At 41.2% G+C, this 18,916-nt stretch carries 15 protein-coding genes and 1 pseudogene; 9 read left to right on the top strand and 7 right to left on the bottom strand.

Features of this window, described 5'->3' with window-relative positions:
* From OW491_RS17470 to OW491_RS17450, 5 genes and pseudogenes are all read left to right on the top strand, one after another.
* Positions 1-366: pseudogene (locus tag OW491_RS17470) on the top strand (isocitrate lyase); the annotation flags it as partial.
* Between the two features lie 341 nt (positions 367-707).
* The gene (locus tag OW491_RS17465) at positions 708-914 is read left to right on the top strand and encodes an RSP_7527 family protein (RefSeq protein ID WP_215151059.1); all 207 of its coding nucleotides are present in this window, start codon (positions 708-710) and stop codon (positions 912-914) included.
* A 226-nt stretch (positions 915-1,140) separates the two neighbouring features.
* Complete coding sequence (locus OW491_RS17460; protein WP_290037198.1) at positions 1,141-2,817, top strand: GGDEF domain-containing protein; 1,677 nt, start codon at positions 1,141-1,143, stop codon at positions 2,815-2,817.
* Positions 2,818-2,907: 90 nt separating this feature from the next.
* Entirely contained in the window at positions 2,908-3,717 is an 810-nt protein-coding gene (locus tag OW491_RS17455; protein WP_290037197.1) for an ion transporter, read from the top strand.
* Positions 3,718-3,764: 47 nt separating this feature from the next.
* Positions 3,765-5,546, top strand: a complete 1,782-nt coding sequence (locus OW491_RS17450) for a SulP family inorganic anion transporter (protein WP_290037196.1) — start codon at positions 3,765-3,767, stop codon at positions 5,544-5,546.
* On the opposite strand, the gene OW491_RS17445 is transcribed toward OW491_RS17450, so the two are convergent.
* A complete protein-coding gene (locus OW491_RS17445) occupies positions 5,534-5,953 on the bottom strand; it encodes an acyl-CoA thioesterase (RefSeq protein WP_075174331.1) in 420 nt (139 codons plus the stop codon). The two genes, OW491_RS17450 and OW491_RS17445, sit on opposite strands and share 13 nt — an antisense overlap.
* Positions 5,954-6,194: 241 nt before the next feature.
* On the opposite strand from OW491_RS17445, the gene OW491_RS17440 reads away from it, so the two are divergent.
* From OW491_RS17440 to OW491_RS17425, 4 genes are all read left to right on the top strand, one after another.
* Complete coding sequence (locus OW491_RS17440) at positions 6,195-7,436, top strand: MFS transporter (protein WP_075174330.1); 1,242 nt, start codon at positions 6,195-6,197, stop codon at positions 7,434-7,436.
* A gap of 94 nt (positions 7,437-7,530) precedes the next feature.
* Entirely contained in the window at positions 7,531-8,271 is a 741-nt protein-coding gene (trmJ, locus tag OW491_RS17435; protein WP_290037195.1) for a tRNA (cytosine(32)/uridine(32)-2'-O)-methyltransferase TrmJ, read from the top strand.
* 6 nt (positions 8,272-8,277) lie between these two features.
* Positions 8,278-8,529, top strand: coding sequence for a hypothetical protein (locus OW491_RS17430; RefSeq protein ID WP_075174328.1), 252 nt, complete (start codon positions 8,278-8,280; stop codon positions 8,527-8,529).
* A complete protein-coding gene (locus OW491_RS17425) occupies positions 8,526-9,710 on the top strand; it encodes a cupin domain-containing protein (protein ID WP_290037193.1) in 1,185 nt (394 codons plus the stop codon). The genes OW491_RS17430 and OW491_RS17425 overlap by 4 nt, the downstream gene beginning before the upstream one ends.
* 82 nt (positions 9,711-9,792) lie before the next feature.
* Here OW491_RS17425 and OW491_RS17420 read toward each other — a convergent pair whose 3' ends face one another.
* From OW491_RS17420 to OW491_RS17395, 6 genes are all read right to left on the bottom strand, one after another.
* The gene (locus OW491_RS17420) at positions 9,793-13,212 is read right to left on the bottom strand and encodes a hypothetical protein (protein ID WP_290037192.1); all 3,420 of its coding nucleotides are present in this window, start codon (positions 13,210-13,212) and stop codon (positions 9,793-9,795) included.
* 106 nt (positions 13,213-13,318) lie between these two features.
* On the bottom strand, positions 13,319-15,028 hold the full coding sequence (locus OW491_RS17415) for an alkaline phosphatase D family protein (RefSeq protein WP_290037190.1): 1,710 nt from the start codon (positions 15,026-15,028) through the stop codon (positions 13,319-13,321).
* An 89-nt stretch (positions 15,029-15,117) separates the two neighbouring features.
* The gene (locus OW491_RS17410; RefSeq protein ID WP_290037188.1) at positions 15,118-15,546 is read right to left on the bottom strand and encodes a tetratricopeptide repeat protein; all 429 of its coding nucleotides are present in this window, start codon (positions 15,544-15,546) and stop codon (positions 15,118-15,120) included.
* Between the two features lie 52 nt (positions 15,547-15,598).
* The gene (locus tag OW491_RS17405; RefSeq protein ID WP_290037186.1) at positions 15,599-16,774 is read right to left on the bottom strand and encodes a VWA domain-containing protein; all 1,176 of its coding nucleotides are present in this window, start codon (positions 16,772-16,774) and stop codon (positions 15,599-15,601) included.
* A gap of 14 nt (positions 16,775-16,788) precedes the next feature.
* Positions 16,789-17,634: a MoxR family ATPase gene (locus OW491_RS17400; RefSeq protein ID WP_075174322.1), complete on the bottom strand. Its 846-nt coding sequence runs from the start codon at positions 17,632-17,634 to the stop codon at positions 16,789-16,791.
* A gap of 72 nt (positions 17,635-17,706) precedes the next feature.
* Positions 17,707-18,666 (bottom strand): LysR family transcriptional regulator, encoded by a 960-nt coding sequence (locus OW491_RS17395; protein WP_290037184.1) that lies wholly within the window; start codon positions 18,664-18,666, stop codon positions 17,707-17,709.
* Positions 18,667-18,916 lie beyond the last annotated feature (250 nt).

Here is an 18,916-nt window from a genome sequence, read left to right as displayed (position 1 = left end):
GATCGTGCTGGTTTGATGGATGTTAAGTACGATGAGACTGAGTTGGCCATCGAAGCTGATAAGCGTATCCAGACGTTCCAAGCGGACGCGGCACGTGAAGCCGGTATATTCCACCACTTGATCACACTGCCTACGTACCACACCGCTGCCTTGTCGACTGACAACTTGGCTAAAGAGTACTTTGGTGAGATGGGTATGTTGGGTTATGTCGCTGGCGTACAACGTAAAGAGATCCGTCAAGGTATCGCCTGCGTTAAGCACCAAAACATGGCTGGTTCTGACATGGGTGATGATCACAAAGAGTACTTCTCTGGTGATGCCGCACTGAAAGCGTCTGGTAAAGACAATACGATGAACCAGTTCTAATAGAAAACTGAGTTCATCTTAAAAAGCGTCTTTTATAGACGCTTTTTTTACGCTTTAATTTAACGCTTTACACTAACAACACCTCTTGAGCCGCTCCCTATTAGACTAAAATTATGTCGTGGATTACCAATAATTACGGGCGTTCTAGCGATCTAAAAAGTGCGCTAGTACTTTAGTGATTCAAATAATCCAAACATATATTACTTAGTCTGATAGCAGCCCACCAACAAATGGTTACTTTTTCTCATCTATGACGATCAAATTTGTCGTTTGTCGTTCTCTCATGATATCCCTATCATTACGACTAAAGGCTAATGGCCAACAATTTTACGGAGAAAATCATGTCTAACATAAACCGCAAGTCTGTCGCTGATCTAATAGATAACGTTGACACCTCTTACATGACTCAAGCAGAAAAAATCATGATCCAAGCACAAGCTGAGCGCGCTGAGTATATAGCTCAAATGCTGTCTTCTGTGTTTTCTGGTGTTAAATCTCTATTCGTAAGCAAAAAACGTTCATCTACTACCGGTCTTAGTCACGCTTGATTAAGACCCTTCGGGGCTGATCTATCATCAAACATTACTAAGCACTTTATTACGCTAATTCCGCCCTTACCTACCATCATTTTCAATACATCTCTCCTTATACTCTCGTATGGCATTTTCTAAAATGTGTGCTTTACTAACACTGTGCCTATAAGCGTTTTGTATCAATTTTGCTCATTCTTAGGCAGCTAGACAGAGATGGCAGAACAACTATATGGAATGTGGGATGGCGATATTGCTAAAACTTCGATTGGTTTTAGGGTTACTTTTAGCATTAGGCTACTCAACAATAGTGATGGCAGAAACTAGCAAATCTATTTTGATCATTAACTCATGGAGCGAACAGCTTCCTTGGCAACAATCCATTGAGCGTGGATTCTTGCAGGCAATGGATGCAGAACCAAATACTATAGTCTATACAGAACATCTCGATGCAGAACGGTTTCCGACTGAAGATTATCAAGATGTATTTGCTGCCTATTTGACCCAAAAGTACAAATCGATTGAGTTAGAAAGCGTCGTAGCCGAAAGCTTACCAGCCGTCGAATTTCTGATGAAAAATCAGTCTCTCTTTACAAACATCCATCGATTTTATTTCCCTGATAGCGACAAAGTAACTGCTACCCTATCTAGTGATGAAAGCCTCATCCCTATTTTTGAAGACTACCTCGGCTCCTTTAATGAGATGCTTCGGATTTACAACCCGGACAATATTTATGTCGTAGCAGATAGTCTATCTTACAGCGGTAGAAACCAACTGCAGCGCTTTAAGGAAGCATTGCCGACTTCTTTGCTTAACGATTCCATTACTTTTTTAGTCGATAAGCCGATGACAGAACTTGTCGAGGAAGTGAGCCGCTTACCTGAAAACAGCGCTATCTTCTACCTGTTAATCTTTAGAGACGGCGCCGGAAAAGACTTTATCCCCTATAAAGCGGCTCAAAGAATTTCAGAGGCAGCCAATGCCCCCGTTTTCTCTGTTTGGGAGTCTTTGATGGGAAGCGGCGTAGTGGGCGGCTACCTGCTTTCAGGCGAGCGTGTGGGTAATTTAGCAGGCAATGCGGCCTTATACTTTGGACAGCAGCCCCTTCCAACAACCAAAGACGCTTTTGAATACTATTATGACGTTAATCAAATTGAGCGATTTGGTATTAACAAAAAAGATTTACCTGACACTACTATTCTGATTAATGATTTTCCTTCATTTTATGAAAGCTATAAATTACAAATTAACCTTACACTCTTGGCGCTAACGCTATTTATCGTGCTTTCTATCATATTGTCAGTTGTTAATCGCAAACGGAGATATCTCGTTAATGCCTTACAAACAGAGCAGGACCTGTTAGAAAAGCGTGTGTTCGAGCGCACCCAAGAGTTAAACCAGCTGCGTATAAAAGCAGAAAAAGACGCCCGTACTGATGTGCTTACACAACTCAATAATCGGCGCGCCTTTTTCGAACTTGGCTCTCTAATCCATAGCCAATCAGTCCGCTATAAACGCTCTTATGCCATACTTGTGATGGATGTTGATTTGTTTAAACAAGTAAACGATACGTATGGCCATGACGCAGGAGATGTCGCTTTAAAAAGGTTAGCACATGTGATGCATGCTTCATTGCGTAGCTCAGATATAATGGCTCGTATAGGGGGCGAGGAGTTCGCCGCCATCATAACTGACCTTTCTAACAATAATGTTTTACATAAAGCCGAGCACTTGCGAGCCTCGTTAGAAAAAGAAGAGATCACTTGGAAAGCACATTCGTTCTCTATAACGATGAGCATAGGAGTCGCTTACTACAGCCCTAATGACAAAGGCATTAGCGATGTACTTAAACGAGCTGACCAAGCATTGTACAACGCCAAAGGTCATGGCCGTAACCAAGTTATCGACACTTCAAATTAAGCCCCAAATGCCACTACACATTTAGTAGTTTCCACAGTAAAGTGACGCCTTATCATTACAGATAATTGTTACTCACCTCATGGGCACAACATGAACTCCAAAGACCTACAAGCGCGCTTTTTTGCTATTCGTAGCAATCGCTTTTTTGAATTTTTCGTCATTTCTGTCATTATTTTCTCAGCCCTAGTGATAGGTGCTAAAACGTACGATGTATCTCCCAACATCCTCCAGCTCATACGATGGTTAGATATCGGCATAACCCTCTTCTTTATGGTAGAGATTGTGATCCGGTTCATTGGAGACCCAAATAAACGATCCTTTTTTAAAGATCCTTGGAACCTATTTGATACGCTTATTGTAGTGGTTAGCTTAGTTCCTATCGACGATAGCGAAATGGCACTGGTTGGGCGCTTAATACGTATATTCCGTGTATTGAGGATGGTATCCATCATTCCCGAATTACGTATGCTGCTAAATTCACTCATCAAAGCAATGCCGCAGTTAGGCTACGTAATTTTATTAATGTTTATTATTTTCTATATCTACGCCGCGGCGGGCGCATCCTTGTTTGCACACATAAATGAAGATTTATGGGGAGATATAACCATATCGTTACTGACGCTTTTTCGTGTGATGACTTTTGAAGACTGGACCGATGTAATGTATGAGACCATGGAGGTCTACCCGTTAAGTTGGATCTATTATTTAACCTTCATATTTTTAACGGCTTTTGCCTTCCTCAACATGGTGATTGGTATTGTCGTTAACGTTATGGAAAGCGAAAGCTCTCGCGAAGCCAAGGAAAAAGCTGAGGCTAAAGCGGCGAGTGAACCTTCCATGTCAGAGCTACAAAATGAGATTAAGTTGCTAAGACAACTTATTGAAGATAAAGTAAAATAAGTCATATTAGGCTACTACTTAAGTAGCCTGATTACTTGGAGTTTCTTGTGTCTGTATTTAGTGCTCGTTCGATAAAAGCTCCCGAATGGTTATCAAACTACAGCAAACACACAGCACAAGCTGACATTCAAGCAGGCCTTACTGGAGCCATAATCACCTTACCTCAAGTAATCGCCTACGCTCTGATAGCTGGTATGCCCGCCGAGTATGGCCTCTATACAGCCATGGTGGCCACGGTCATCGCCGCTTTTATGGGATCTTCGTATCACCTTGTTACGGGGCCTGCTGCCGCTATTTCTATTGTGGTCATGAGTATTGCCAGTGAGTACGCAACTATCGGCTCACAGGGTTACATCAGTACAGTTCTCACGCTAACCTTGCTCACTGGGATCATTCAGATGGGTCTTGGATTGTTGCGTTTGGGAGCGTTGGTCAATTTTATATCCCATACCGTAATTGTTGGCTTTACGTCCGGGGCGGCTTTACTCATCGCAGCCAGCCAGTTGCCCGCCGTTATGGGGGTAGCAAAGAAAACTTCCGAAACAACAGAACCCTTCTATCATTACGTTTGGTCTCTTGTGCTGCACCCTGAGCACATTCACCTAGCCTCGGTTACAGTCGCCCTGGTTACAATAATCATCGCATTGGCCATTAAACAGTGGATACCTCGCCTACCTTATCTTGTTATCGCTCTGGTTGCTGGGTCTCTCAGTGCATTCGTTATCGATACACAACATACCATGGATTATATAGGGGACATTCCTGCATCATTACCTACGGTCAGCGTAGCGCTAATTGATACATCCAAAGTATCCGATTTATTTTCGGGTGCTTTTGCTTTAGCCATGCTCGGGCTGATTGAAGCTGTGACTATTGCAAGATCACTGGCACGAAAATCCCATCAACACTTGAGTGGTAATCGAGAATTTATAGGACAAGGTGCCGCAAATATAGGGACAAGTTTACTCAGCGGCTTTGCATCCTCTGGTTCGTTTACTCGCTCTGCCGCTAACTATGACGCCGGCGCTAAAACCCCCGTCGCCTCATTAGTGATGGCACTAGGTTTAGCTCTAATTGTTTTCTTTTTACCACACCTTACGCGTTATTTACCGGCTGCTGCCGTTGCCGGATGCATAATTGTTATTGCTTATAATTTGTTTAAAATCAATGAAATAATTTCAATAGTTAAAGCCAGCAGACATGATGCTTGGGTACTGTCGTTAACCTTTTTTGCAGCATTATTACTCGAATTGCAGTTTGCTATTTATGTCGGCGTTATCTTTTCTTTGGTGTTTTACCTACAACGAACATCAAAGCCAACTATTATCGATGTCGCGCCTATTATCGATCGTCCTAAGCGGCCTATTCGCAATGTTAAGCGCTTCACGGCTGATGAGTGCCCACAAATTAAAATTATTCGAATTGATGGTTCCTTATTCTTTGGTGCTGTTGATCATATTCAACAACATTTGCGCAAGCTCGCCAGCAGCTTACCCTCCCCGCCTAAAATTATTGTGGTGGGTAAAGGTATAAACTTTATTGATATTGCAGCGATAGAAATGCTAGAGCAAGAGATCCATAGGATAGAAGTCCGTGGTGGTCATCTGCTGGTTTGCTCGCTCAAAGGTACAGTATTGGACGAAATGGAAAAGAATGGCGGGTTACGCAAACTAGGAAAGGCGCGTTTTTGTGAAACACCCGAAGAAGCGATTGAAATCATGATGCACGAGGCAGACAGTAGTATCTGCCAACATTGTACAAAGCGCATATTTAAAGAATGCGCTTCAAAACCTACGCCTATTGAACCTGTGGTAACTCACATTTCGTAGCCTGGCAGCGCATAGTCGGGTAAGTCCTTCTCATCAGGAATTGGAGTTGGGCTTCCGCTTTCATCAATCGCCACAAATTTGAAATTCCCCTCCGTCACTTTTTCGCGCAACCCAATACGCTCACGGCGCACCCATGCTTCAACATGAACAACCATAGATGTACGGCCAATACTGGCTATTTTTGTATAAACACCCAATATATCCCCTACTTTCACCGGTCTTATAAAGCTCATGCTATCTAGTGAAACCGTTACAACCCGAGTTTGAGCTCTTTGACCGGCACAAATACCCGCCGCAATATCCATTTGAGACAGCACCCATCCACCAAAAATATCACCGGCGGGGTTTGTATCCGCGGGCATAGCAATTGTTCGTGTAGTTAAGCGACCTGTGACTTGTTCTGTCATGAACGAATACCTGCCTGTTCAGTAATGAAAAAAGGAAATAAGAAACCGTTGGTTCAGTGAAACAAATTATCAACCTTGAATCTAGCGGATTTAAACACTCTGCATGTTTTATCGGGCTGGATAGACCACATCATGCCAAAAACGGAACGTTATTTTACGAGATTGTTATTAGTCGCCATTTTTTGGGGTGTGTAAACTGTGCCTCTTCTTAGCAATCTTTTGGTGCTTAAGGCTCATTTTCATGACTGATACCTCTCTTTTAAAAGATAATAATTTCTTCCGCTTTTTTTCAGGTCAAATTTTATCTACTTTTGCTTTTCAAATGCTGAGTGTTGGTATTGGATGGCAGATGTATGATTTAACTGGCAGCGCATTGAGCCTTGGCTTGGTTGGTCTAGCTCAGTTCTTACCTCAGCTTTTATTAACACTTGTCGTAGGGCACATCGCCGATCAATACAACCGACTTACGATTATTTTGGCTTGCCGAGCATTAATGGCTCTAACCGTGTTGACCCTAGCTATCGGCAACCTGTACCACCAAATGACACCTCATCTTATCTATGGTTGTGCTATCGCTTTAGGGATTTCTCGCTCATTTGAAATGCCCGCTTTACAGGCCTTAGTACCCAACCTTGTTCCATCAAATCGTCTCGCGTCGGCGATGGCATTAATGGCCTCGGCCCGGGAAGCAATGGTGATTGCTGGCCCGGCGATTGGCGGCTTTATTTATCTGCTAGGCCCTGATGTATTGTACGCCAGCAGCACGCTTTGCTTTGTGCTATCTGGGCTATTTTTATATCGTTTACATTACAACCACACGGTTAAAGCTAAAGCACCGGTAACGCTTACTTATTTGCTCGGTGGTCTAACCTATATACGCCGCAACCCTGTAGTCATGGGATCGATTTCACTAGATATGTTTGCGGTGTTACTGGGAGGCGCAACGGCATTATTACCGATTGTGGCAAAAGATATATTAGAAACAGGCCCTTGGGGCTTAGGTATCTTAAGAAGTGCGCCAGCTCTTGGCGCGGTTGTGATGTCAATCTACCTGGCGCGCAGGCCGCTAAAGCGTAATGTCGGTAAAATTATGTTGAGAGCAGTTGCCATATTTGGTGTTGCCACTATCGTATTTGGCCTATCGACCAACTTGTATCTTTCGGTTTTTGCTCTGTTTATGCTTGGTATGGCAGATATGATTAGTGTCGTAATCCGATCTACCCTTGTCCAGCTCGAAACACCAGATGAAATGCGTGGAAGAGTGAGCGCGGCCAATTCTATTTTTATTGGCTCATCTAACCAGCTAGGCGAATTTGAGTCAGGAGCAACGGCTGCATTATTTGGCACAGTACCCGCGATTGTGATTGGTGGCGTTGGCACCTTAGTTGTCGTCGGTATATGGACATTCATTTTCCCTTCACTTGCCCAACGAGACACAATGGAAGCACACATTACAAATAAGGCTAACACAAGCACCAAGTAAGATTTAAAACTATCCTAGGGATAACGCACTTGTAGACTTCATCCCATAGCTACACTGGCCTATAATAACCGCCTGTTTTTATAGGCCAATTGCTATGTTATCGAATGTTCGTATCGTTCTAATTAATACCTTCCACCCAGGAAATATAGGTGCCGCCGCCCGGGCCATGAAAAATATGGGGTTAACTAATTTATGGTTAGTCGATCCACAAGAATATCCTCATCCGGAAGCAGACTCACGTGCAGCAGGCGCCAAAGACGTCTTAGATGCCGCAACCGTTATCAATACGTTGGAAGAGGCTATTGCTGACTGTCAGATGGTGGTGGGGACCAGTGCACGCTCTCGCACATTCGACCTACCCATCCAAGATGCACGGACATGCGCCAAACAAGTTATAGAAGAAGCACCTAATGGCAATATAGCGATCGTATTTGGCCGCGAAACGATGGGGCTGCTCAATGAAGAAATTCAAATGTGCAACTACCATGTGTATATCCCAGCCAACCCTGAATATCCAGTGTTAAACGTGGCTCAGGCTATACAACTGTTATGCTACGAGGTATGGGTAGCCTCTCAAGACGAAACGATTAAAACAACAGACTATGAATACCCCCGTCAAAAAGAGATGACTTTATTTTATACCCACCTAGAAACAGTGTTACGTACCACGCAATTTCTAATACCACAGCATGAAGGCCGTGCGATGGCAAAACTAAAACGCTACTTTAATCGTACTCGACCTGAAAAAGCGGAACTTGGTATGCTTAGAGGTATTCTAAGCTCAGTACAAGATACCTTAAAACGACAAGCCAGTGGCAATTCTGACAAGGACTGAATCATAATGCATACCGATCTAAAATCATTACGCGACCAAGCTCGAGACCTACAATTGGGAATAGAATCTGTATCGGCGGAAATGGAAGCTTACGAAAATAACATTGCCGGTATTCAAGAATGCGCACTTACTCTACAAAAATGTATCCGCATCGTTGGGAACAACCGAGTAGCAGCAATGGCAGCTAAAGATCAGCGCAAGATCATGGCGCAGATGGAAGATACCGCAAACGAATTAGTAGAGCTTCTAAAACGATGATCGATAGCTACCCGTTAGGGGACATAACAGCCGAGCAATTTTTATCCGAATATTGGCAAAAAAAACCACTGCTAATTCGAAATGCGTTTCCCGATTTTGAACCGCCCGTCAGTGCAGACGAATTAGCGGGTTTAGCCTGCGAAGCGGATGTCGAATCTCGGCTCATTATTCAAAACCCATCCAATGATGAATGGTCACTGGAAAACGGTCCGTTTGATGAAGAGCGCTTTGCATCCCTACCTAAAACGCACTGGACATTATTAGTACAAGCCGTCGATCACTGGGTACCCGAAGCGAAGGCGCTACTTGATCAATTTCGCTTTATTCCTAGCTGGCGTATCGATGATTTAATGATCAGTTATGCACCTAAAGGCGGTGGTGTAGGCCCACATTTTGATAATTACGATGTGTTCTTACTACAAGCTGAAGGTCAACGACGCTGGGAAGTCGGCGGTCAATATCACGAAGGTTCACCGCGCCGTAACGACGCACCGGTAATGATACTCCCAGAGTGGGACGCTGAAGAAAGCTTTATACTTAACCCTGGTGATATGTTGTATGTTCCTCCTCAACTAGGCCACAACGGCATTGCTGAAACAGACAATTGCATCACCTACTCTGTCGGTTTTAGAGCGCCTTCTCATGCAGAAATTCTTCGCAACTTTACGGACTTTGTTGGTGAACAAGTAACCAATGAAATGCGCTACGCCGATACTGATATCAAGTTACAAGATAGCCCGTCCCTCATTGATAATGACGTCTTTAATAAAGTGCGGGATATTTTCGAAAGTTACTTGAAAGAACCGGGGTTGTTAGAAGACTGGTTTGGTCAGTACATGACCGAACCTAAATATCCAGAGCTTATGCAGTCTGACGACGAGGCAGAACCGATATCACCAAAAGAGTTGCAAGAGTATTTAGACAATGGTGGTCTGCTGTTCCGGGCTGAAGGCAGCCGTTTTGCTTATCGCCAAAAGCAGGTCAAAAATTACGTACTATTCGTGAATGGAGTGTCATGCGAGGTCCATGCACATGAAGGTGATTTTGTACGCGCTATTTGTGACAACGAAGCGATTGGCAGCGATTTCATTAAAAGCACTGAGACCTTAGAGATAGCCGCGGAACTGCTCAATATGGAAGCCCTGCGCACCGAATTGGATGACGAAGTAGAAGAGGTTTAACAGTCAATACATAAAGCATATTCTGCAAAAATGAGTCGTTTCCTTGTTGATTCAATGCGGCGACTCACTTTAACTATTTATGTCATGGCAAATACGCTAACGTATCCGCCAACGCCTTATTGATCTTCACGTCTAGAGGCTCACCGTAATCAGATAAATGTGAAAACTGGCTCAACCATTCCTGATTATCATGTTTGCTTAAAAACCAACTCTTTGCGCTAGGATTATTGCAGCTATATAGTACTCTGACCGCGCTTGGCGTATAGGGCGTGTTTAATAACGAATCGCTCACAGCATCTAACAAGTGCTCTACCTGTTGTTTAGACAGCTTCATTAAAGGTCGAAATTCTTCGCAACCTTCTCCCGCAAAAACATAAGTTAAAACAGCTTCTTTAACGATTGCGTTATTAATCTTATCGTTCTCTTCCTTTATAATACTGATTAAAAACTCAAAAACTTCTGGTAAGTGTGAAACTGTTAAAAATAATTTCGCAACAAACCGCATAGTTTTATCATAAGCATAGTCATTCCGGAAGGCACTTACATCAAAACTTAAAATCCTTTTCATTATAGCTAGATTTTTATCAGACTCCCCCTTAAAGATAAAAGGATAATTTTCTCCAAAGATTTCTTCATTAAAGTCTGAATCGAAAAATTCTAATCTTAAAACCAAATTAATCAGGGTGTCTTCTTTATCAAGAATCTCATTACTCCAGAGGTATCTAAACAATATAATATCTAGTTCTCTGTTTTTAATATTATCAACAAGATTGTATAATTCACGACTCTTTAGAGAAGATAAAAAACCATTTATTTTATTTCGATATATTTTTTTATCGTCAGCCGATACTTCACGAGAATTATATCCTGAGAATAAATCATTGACTTTATTAACATTCCCCCTCGCCACAACAAAATCATTTGTATCTATTCCTAGTGATTTATTAATGTCTATATATTCTTTAGATACCCTATCGCTTTTAAAAAAATACTCGACAGCCAAATTATAAGAATTCACTTCCTTTACAAAACACCTAACGTCCCAGAGCAATACCTGACAAAACTTTAATTTATCAGGACCATTCCAAATATCCTTGTATTCAAGCAATTCATTTATTAACGCATTAACGTAAACATCTTTATCATGAACATTAGGGTTACACGCATAAATATAGGAAATCAATGGAGTATTAGTTAAGCTATTAGGAAAAACCTCATCAAATCTATTCCATTTATTATATTTCTCTAAGTTATTTTTAAGCCATCTTATTCTATTAACTAAACTGGGTTCTGCATAAGGGTATATTGCAATAGAGTCTATCCAACCTTTTAAATTTTCACAAGTCGACTTGTAGCTTTGTGTAATAAATACTAGGTGTGCTCGTCTTATTAAAAAAAGATCACTGTCGCCTTCATCTTTTAAGATTTTTATATTATAGAAAGCATCAGTTTCATCGAAGAAGGTAATAGCCTGACTAATAAATTCATTAGATAAAAGGCCAGGGATAACCTCTATTATTTTCTTAACCTCATGATATCTATCGTCTAAAGAAAACCCAAAATGAAGTAACCAGTAAGATGCGAGATAATGATCTTCATTGAAGTATATTTTTTCTTTTTCAAAAGCTTCTGATATAGCTTCAATATTTTTAAAGTAGGCTAAAACAGATACTGCCTTTCTGTGAGCCCTAGCCATGAACAAATCTGATATCCACTGGAAGCGGGAGGCTAAATCAACAGTACTCACTACCCGATCAATGGGTTTTGATCTGTAGTTAATATCGTATTTTTTGGCATGTTTAATCTTCACGGGCTTAATACTGGCATCATCATGGCTATATCCATATGTTCCAGAATTACACCGCCTGTCTGCAACAATCCAGTCACCTGAATCAGGATAAATACGCCCTTCTTTAATTTGGTTATCCTCATAAATGGGTAGTACTTCAAAGCCAGCCAAATCGCAGTAGTATTCGCCCCAGTTTTTCATTCTAGATATAAAACTGTCAATTATAATCGTTTTTTTATCGACTGGAATAGATTTTTCAAATGTAAAAACTTCATCACCTTTCATAAAAGATACATATAATTTATCAGCATTAAATTTTTTATCGTCTCCATTTTTTTCGATAAAGTCATCATTAATAATAAATTGATCATAAACGGATGATTGCTTCTCAAAATTAAAGTCATACCTAGATTTATCTAGTTTTCTTTGATCATGTATAAGCACGCCAACTTCACAAATTCCATCGAAGCAAAGACTATTCTCAAAAACACCATTGGATACAAAATTGTTTTTAATTATCACATCACCCAAAACAATAATCTTGCTGAACGATCCGTCGACAATAACATTGCTTGCTATTAAATTACCCGTTATTATTATCTGATTGTATAACGAGGTTTTTCTTTTGACTCTTGAAAAATATATAACTTTACTTGCTACTAAATCTCCCTCTACAAATATAGATTCATTATCAGGAAAAACATACATTATATTTTCTTTAAGATCAGTTTTCATGTGAGAAAAAAAGTTTCTATTAAAAATTTTTCGCCCATTTCCAGTAGAAAGATGTTGCTCGAGCTCAGGATAACAATTTAGAAGTTCTTTCTTCTTTTTTATGTCTTTTTCTATAGTCAACTTACTAGCTATAGTTTCTTTTAAAAAATCTTCTGAAATTTTAGGTGCTTTATCTGACAAAAAATAATATTCTTTGTTAAGTTTATTAATCAAATCAGATTCGAATTCAATACTATCTTTGTAAAAACAAATCCTTAAACTATTCTCACCCCAGAAAAAAGCATGATTAGAGTGTATTTGCACAATTTTATTGGAATTTCGGCTAGGATCAACATATTGGAAAATAAGAGTTTTTATAGGGGGTGTGTCTTTGAGTAAACCAAGATTTTTTCCACATAGTATGTCAGATATGTTTGACAACCTAATAGGTAAAAATCCTTTCTTCCCTTTAATAAAAGCGCTTTTAGATTTGTTTTCTTCAAAACAGTAATCTTTCTTGAAAGTTAATTTATTTGTTATTTTTTCATTATATTCATATAAAGGAAAGACCTCCGAAAAATAGGCGGATTGTTTTTCTACTGAATCGATAATCATAAAGCAGAAAAGCCAATCTAATTTATTGTCGCTATTCTTATTTACCCATGCGTAAATTTGATTTTCTTCAAATAAAATATCAGAGTTAGCAATATCAGCTATTTCAAAGTCATCAATGGAGTCTTTAATAAGATTGCTGTCTAATACTGGTATATTTCCTATCGGTCTATTAGGGTTGTCGAGATACCTGTATCCTTCATCAATCATCATAAATAACATTTTATGATAGTATTTATAACATCCATTATTTGTTTTATAAGTCTTTACACGCTTTTTAGCGGGTTCACCCACTCTTCCTTGTAGGGTAACGACAGAACACCCATCTACTTCAATCTGAAAAAATAAGTGATTTTTTTCGCTTTTGTATTCTAGGTAATCTTTCATTGGTATCCTTATATTCTGACCGCATGTTCCTTATGCATCGATAACCCGACAACATTCTATTAGCTTAGACAACGCTAGCAGAATGTTAAATAGCGAACAGTTAATATTATCGTAATCTTCGATTTTCAAGACCAGGTAACACAGACAGGCTCGTCATACTGTTGGCATCTAATGTGTAGGTAGTCGATTTTACCGAATCGACAAATATCCACTCACAGGTTGCTTCGTCTTGAGTAAAGCTTACTACCATAAACCCGCGCTGGCTTATATTCATGTATGAGAGTCCATTGATAAGCGTTACAAAGCTCAGCTCGACTTGTTTTAGTGTGGCGTCATCCGCTCCTTCTAATCCTAAATACGTCTCCAACCCTGGTGATGAAACTGAGCTGGTGGCAAATTCAACGCCTACGGCATTTCCCGAATCATCAATTAGGTCACTAGCCCACGCATTGTGTGTATCACCAGAAAGCACAACAAGGTTTTTATCCAACGCTTGAGCCATTTGCATCACCAGTTCACGCTCATAAGCATATCCATCCCACGCGTCAAGGTTGTAAGGAATAACAGTAGTAACCAATAATGCTTCTTCATCGGTTACTGTAGGATATGAGCCGTCCATCCGGATTTTTATGGAGACGATCTCTTCTAGACGCGTAAAGTCAGATAATAGTGCCGCTGAGATGTTCATCCGCCCAATGAGCACTTGTTGCCCTAATACATCCCACCTTGCCGTTGAGGTCGCCATACTTTGTTGTAACCACAAAAGTTGATCCGCTCCCATTAACGTTCGGTTTGGGTCAGATAAGTCGGCTATAAACTGTGCGGTATTCATGGCGCCCGTGATTGGGTCAAGGTAATTGGCGTAATCCAGTGGCTCGTCCCGCCCTATCACTCGTGTATCTAGCATATAAAGTGACACCAGATCGCCAAATACAAACTGACGATATATTGTTTCTTCGTCATCCTCACTGGCGGGTCTAACTGGAATCCATTCAAAATAGGCCTGCAAGGCTGCTAACTTCCGTTCCGTGAAATCCCCTTCTGTTTCGCTATGATTTTCGGCTCCATTCTTCCATGTATCATTAGCGATTTCATGATCATCCCAAACGGCGATGAATGGTAGCGATTGATGCAGCTTTTGAAGGTCGGAGTCAGTTCGATACAGACCATACCGTTTTCGATAGTCTGCTAATGAAAATAGCTCGGTATTATTATCATCAGGCAATGCTCTTCCAATGGCTTGCGCGTCTTCGGTTGCATATCCACCCATAGGATATTCATAAAGGTAATCACCTAAATGAACCGCCACATCAATATCTTTGCGTGAGGCCGCTTCTGCATAGGCATGAAAAAAACCAGCGGGATAGTTCGCGCATGAAAATACCGCCATTTTTACCCGGTCAATACTCCCCACTGGCAATGTTTTCATGACGCCCTCTGGAGAAATTTTGTCATTGCATATAAAGCGATAATAGTAACGTGTATCAGGGGACAAATTTTGTATATCCACCTTAACCGTAAAGTCACGATCAATACTGGTCGTAGTACTGCCTTGATGGATGAGATCTGCGAAATCCGAGTCGGTAGAGACTTCCCAATGCACGGTGACCCTTTCTACATCCGCATCCCGTGGTGTAATGCGCGTCCAAATGATGACCTTATCGGCTAGCGGGTCACCACTGGCTACACCATGCGCAAAACTTACAGCGATATTATTACTGTCACTATTACATCCCATCAAACCGGTAGATATAACAGCAGCACCAAAACCATAAGCGGATAAACGAAGGAAATCACGACGTGAATATGAGGACATCTTATGCTCACTGTAAGCTATTTTAAGGAAAAAAAAGCTTACAGTGGCTATATGACGGGATGTTTACTGGTTAACTAATGGCTGTATACCTAAAGGGCGGTAGCGGTAGCACTTGTAAGCAGCTGATCTATATCAGCTTTCAATTCAAGGTCTTCACTTTTATTCGCGTTGATCTTCGCTTCTTCTAGGTATTTAACCGCCTTTTTGTTTTCACCTAGCTCCAGTTGTAGTGTGGCTATGGAGTACGCTATGGACGCCATATAATCCTTGTCATTAATTGCTTCTGCTTTGCCCAATGCTTTTTCATAAATGGCAATCGCATCGTCTACCTCTTCAGTGAAATCCGCCAAAGTCTCCCATTGCACTGGGTGGTCTTTCTCTGTGTTCTCATTTTCAATACATATTGCTTTTAGCTCAGTATATAGCGCGTCAAATGTTTCTCTATCAGCTTTGTCTGCCGCCTCAACTAATTGTTCTGCCAATGTGTGGACCGATTTATATAGCTTGGTATTTAACACGAGGAATCGCCTTTTTACGTTTAACTATGAAAGCTCTTTTAGCTTTTTTTGATCACTTAGACAAATACTTGATCGCGTTCTCTAAGCCTTCTAGGGTTAGTGGGTACATATGACCCGCTAACTGCTTGCTGATCATGTCAGTTGTTTGTGTGTATTTCCAATAACCCGCATCAACCGGGTTTAACCATATAGCTTTACCCCAGGTATCTATAATGCGTTGCAGCCATACCTGGCCTGTTTCTTCGTTCATATGCTCAACACTACCGTAGGGGCTTAAAAGCTCGTACGGTGACATAGCTGCATCACCGATAAAAATTACACGGTAATCACTTCCGTAGGTATTTAATACATCTAGAGTGGATAATTTATTATCAAAACGGCGTCGGTTATCTTTCCAAACATGCTCGTAAACACAGTTGTGGAAGTAAAAGTATTCTAGGTGCTTAAATTCACTCCGAGCAGCTGAGAATAATTGCTCACACAAATGTATGTATGGATCCATAGATCCGCCTATGTCTAAAAATAACAAGACTTTTGCCGCATTGTGCCGCTCCGGCACCATTTTTATATCTAAAAGCCCTGCATTTTCGGCGGTAGACTTGATGGTTCCCTTCAAATCTAACTCATCAGCCGATCCGGTTCTGGCAAATTGTCGCAATTTGCGCAGTGCAACTTTCAAATTACGTGTGCCTAATTCAACGCTGTCATCTAAATTTTTAAACTCTCGCTTTTCCCAAACTTTAACCGCTCGCTTATGACGGCTTTCGCCTCCTATTCTAATACCCTCAGGGTTGTAGCCGCTGTGACCAAAAGGTGAGGTTCCGCCGGTTCCAATCCATTTGTTACCTCCAGCGTGGCGCTCATGTTGATCTTTTAATCGCTCATTAAGCGTGTTTAGTAGCTTATCAAGCCCCCCTAACTTTTCGATGGCTGCTTTCTCTTCAGCGCTAAGATCTTTAAAAAATTCTGAACGCAGCCAATCGCTCGGGATAGCGTCATCAGGGAAAATTTTTAAGTCATCGAGGCCTTTAAAATAAAAACCGAATGCTTGATCGAATCTATCAAAGTACTTTTCGTCTTTAACTAAGCACAAGCGAGACAATAGATAAAAATCATCGATACTGGCAAATACCACTCCACTCTTTAAAGCTTCCAAAAGGGTCAGTAACTCTTTTACCGTTACCGGAACCTCCGCTTTTCGTAGCGTATAGAAAAAATCAATTAACATGATTCATTCACTAACTAACGCTGTGCACGACGAGCCATAAAGGCAAGACGCTCTAGCATATGTATATCTTGTTCATTCTTAAGTAATGCACCATGTAATAAAGGAACAGCGTTAGTATTACCGCCCTGCTTTAACACATCAGCAGGTATGTTATCGGCCATTAACAGCTTTAACCAATCAATGAGTTCTGAGGTAGATGGCTTCTTTTTAAGCCCATTCACAGAACGTATTTCAAAAAAGATCTCTAACGCCTCTTTAACTAGGTTGTGCTGCAGGTCTGGGTAATGAACCTTAACGATGGCTTCCATTGTGTCGCGATCAGGAAACTGGATGTAGTGAAAAAAACAACGACGTAAAAACGCATCAGGTAATTCTTTTTCGTTGTTGGACGTGATTATAATAATCGGCCGATGCTTAGCGACGATCCGTTCACCGGTTTCGTAAACACTAAACTCCATTTTATCAAGCTCAACCAGCAAATCATTAGGGAACTCAATATCCGCTTTATCGATCTCATCAATTAACAAAACGACCTGTTCTTCAGAATCAAAAGCCTGCCAAAGCATTCCTTTTCGAATGTAATTTTTAATGTCATTAACTTTTTCTTCACCCAGTTGAGAATCTCGTAAGCGCGATACAGCATCATACTCATAGAGGCCTTGTTGCGCTTTGGTTGTGGATTTGACATGCCAGCGTAGCAGAGGCTTTCCTAAGGCTTGAGCTACCTCTTCAGCTAGCATTGTCTTACCTGTACCCGGCTCACCTTTAATGAGTAATGGCCTTTGAAGTGTGACCGCAGCATTTACCGCCATACTCAGATCACCAGTGGCTACGTATCGCTCTGTGCCTTTGAATTGCATGTATTACTCCTGCTGTTAGGCAATAACATCTTAATCATATACCTATCGTATCAACGACTATTTTGCATGTCCTTAATCATTAACTAAAACAGACATTTTTGTTAGATGTGCTGCATCCGTTACTTGCTTCCTTAGCCATTGATGCGCTTTGTTATGTTGTAACAAAGGGCTCCAAGCCATTTTAAATTCAAAAGCGGGAACTTCGAACGGGGGCTGACGGATGATCAATTGATCATTATGGCTTTGCAACTGGGCTGCCTTGGTAGGAATAGTGACTACTAACCCTTTTTGTGCTGCCATCAATGTGGCTGATTGATAGTGGCGGGTAAATACTGATATATGCCGAACATGACCTATCTGTTTTAGGCACTCATCTACCCAACCAAGACGGTTAATGTCTTTAGGGGATATGCCCATGCCTGCACCCATACCCGTTTTATTAACCCACACATGGTTAGCCGCTAAATACTCATCTAATGTGTAGTGTTGATTAAGACGATGTCCTGCATGAAACATGCACGAAAATGTATCTCGCCATAACGTTGTTTGGTGGAATGCTTGTGGCATTGTATCAAATCGGTTTATTACCAAATCCACATGCCCCTGTTCTACTTCGGGAAAGCTCATATCGCTAGGCGTTAGGATATCAAGCACAATACCGGGTGCATGCTCGCGTAATCGCTCCAATAAAGGAGGAATAACAGTCGCTTCTCCGTAATCACTAGTTAATATCCTAAAGACACGCTCGGCTGATGAGGCATCAAAATCATTAGCTGGCTCCACTACTTGTTCAATATTGGCCAATATCTGATGGATAAGCGGTTGGAGTGCTACAGCACGCTCTGTCGGCTGCATTCCTTCACTAGTTCGCACGAGCAACGGATCCCCAAACGTATCGCGCAATCGCTTCAAACTGTTACTCATTGCTGGCTGAGTTATACCTAAAGCATTAGCGGCTCTGGTGACATTTCTCTCCCTTAAGAGCACGTCAATGTAGACCAACAAATTTAAATCAATATGTTCTAAGTTCATGCTACACCTCTACAGCCTTTTAAACATAAGGGAATCACACCTTTATTCATTAAATAAATGGTAACAATAATTACCATTTATTTCTATTATAAAGCGAGTTTCCCTAAAATGGATCGCATAACAAAACAATGAATGACACCTAACCGTCTCTTACTCTCAGGATGATAAATATGTCTACTATACTGAATGATATCGATGCAATCGCAACACTCCGCGCTCAACAAGGCGCTGCGTGGGAAGCCATCAACCC

This window comes from Neptunomonas sp. CHC150 (assembly GCF_030397555.1).
GTDB classification, from domain to species: Bacteria; Pseudomonadota; Gammaproteobacteria; order Pseudomonadales; family Balneatricaceae; genus Neptunomonas; species Neptunomonas phycophila.
Note: the sequence above shows the minus strand (reverse complement) of the source record. Positions and strands in the feature narration are given on the sequence as shown.

What these genes read in the sequence shown, in the direction of transcription:
- OW491_RS17405 (WP_290037186.1), bottom strand. Translation starts at nt 16,774, where the DNA reads ATGTTAATTGATTTTTTCTATACGCTACGAAAAGCGGAGGTTCCGGTA.
- OW491_RS17415 (WP_290037190.1), bottom strand. Translation starts at nt 15,028, where the DNA reads ATGTCCTCATATTCACGTCGTGATTTCCTTCGTTTATCCGCTTATGGT.
- OW491_RS17425 (WP_290037193.1), top strand. Translation starts at nt 8,526, where the DNA reads ATGATCGATAGCTACCCGTTAGGGGACATAACAGCCGAGCAATTTTTA.
- OW491_RS17395 (WP_290037184.1), bottom strand. Translation starts at nt 18,666, where the DNA reads ATGAACTTAGAACATATTGATTTAAATTTGTTGGTCTACATTGACGTG.
- OW491_RS17465 (WP_215151059.1), top strand. Translation starts at nt 708, where the DNA reads ATGTCTAACATAAACCGCAAGTCTGTCGCTGATCTAATAGATAACGTT.
- OW491_RS17420 (WP_290037192.1), bottom strand. Translation starts at nt 13,212, where the DNA reads ATGAAAGATTACCTAGAATACAAAAGCGAAAAAAATCACTTATTTTTT.
- OW491_RS17430 (WP_075174328.1), top strand. Translation starts at nt 8,278, where the DNA reads ATGCATACCGATCTAAAATCATTACGCGACCAAGCTCGAGACCTACAA.
- trmJ (WP_290037195.1), top strand. Translation starts at nt 7,531, where the DNA reads ATGTTATCGAATGTTCGTATCGTTCTAATTAATACCTTCCACCCAGGA.
- OW491_RS17455 (WP_290037197.1), top strand. Translation starts at nt 2,908, where the DNA reads ATGAACTCCAAAGACCTACAAGCGCGCTTTTTTGCTATTCGTAGCAAT.
- OW491_RS17440 (WP_075174330.1), top strand. Translation starts at nt 6,195, where the DNA reads ATGACTGATACCTCTCTTTTAAAAGATAATAATTTCTTCCGCTTTTTT.
- OW491_RS17445 (WP_075174331.1), bottom strand. Translation starts at nt 5,953, where the DNA reads ATGACAGAACAAGTCACAGGTCGCTTAACTACACGAACAATTGCTATG.
- OW491_RS17460 (WP_290037198.1), top strand. Translation starts at nt 1,141, where the DNA reads ATGGCGATATTGCTAAAACTTCGATTGGTTTTAGGGTTACTTTTAGCA.
- OW491_RS17400 (WP_075174322.1), bottom strand. Translation starts at nt 17,634, where the DNA reads ATGCAATTCAAAGGCACAGAGCGATACGTAGCCACTGGTGATCTGAGT.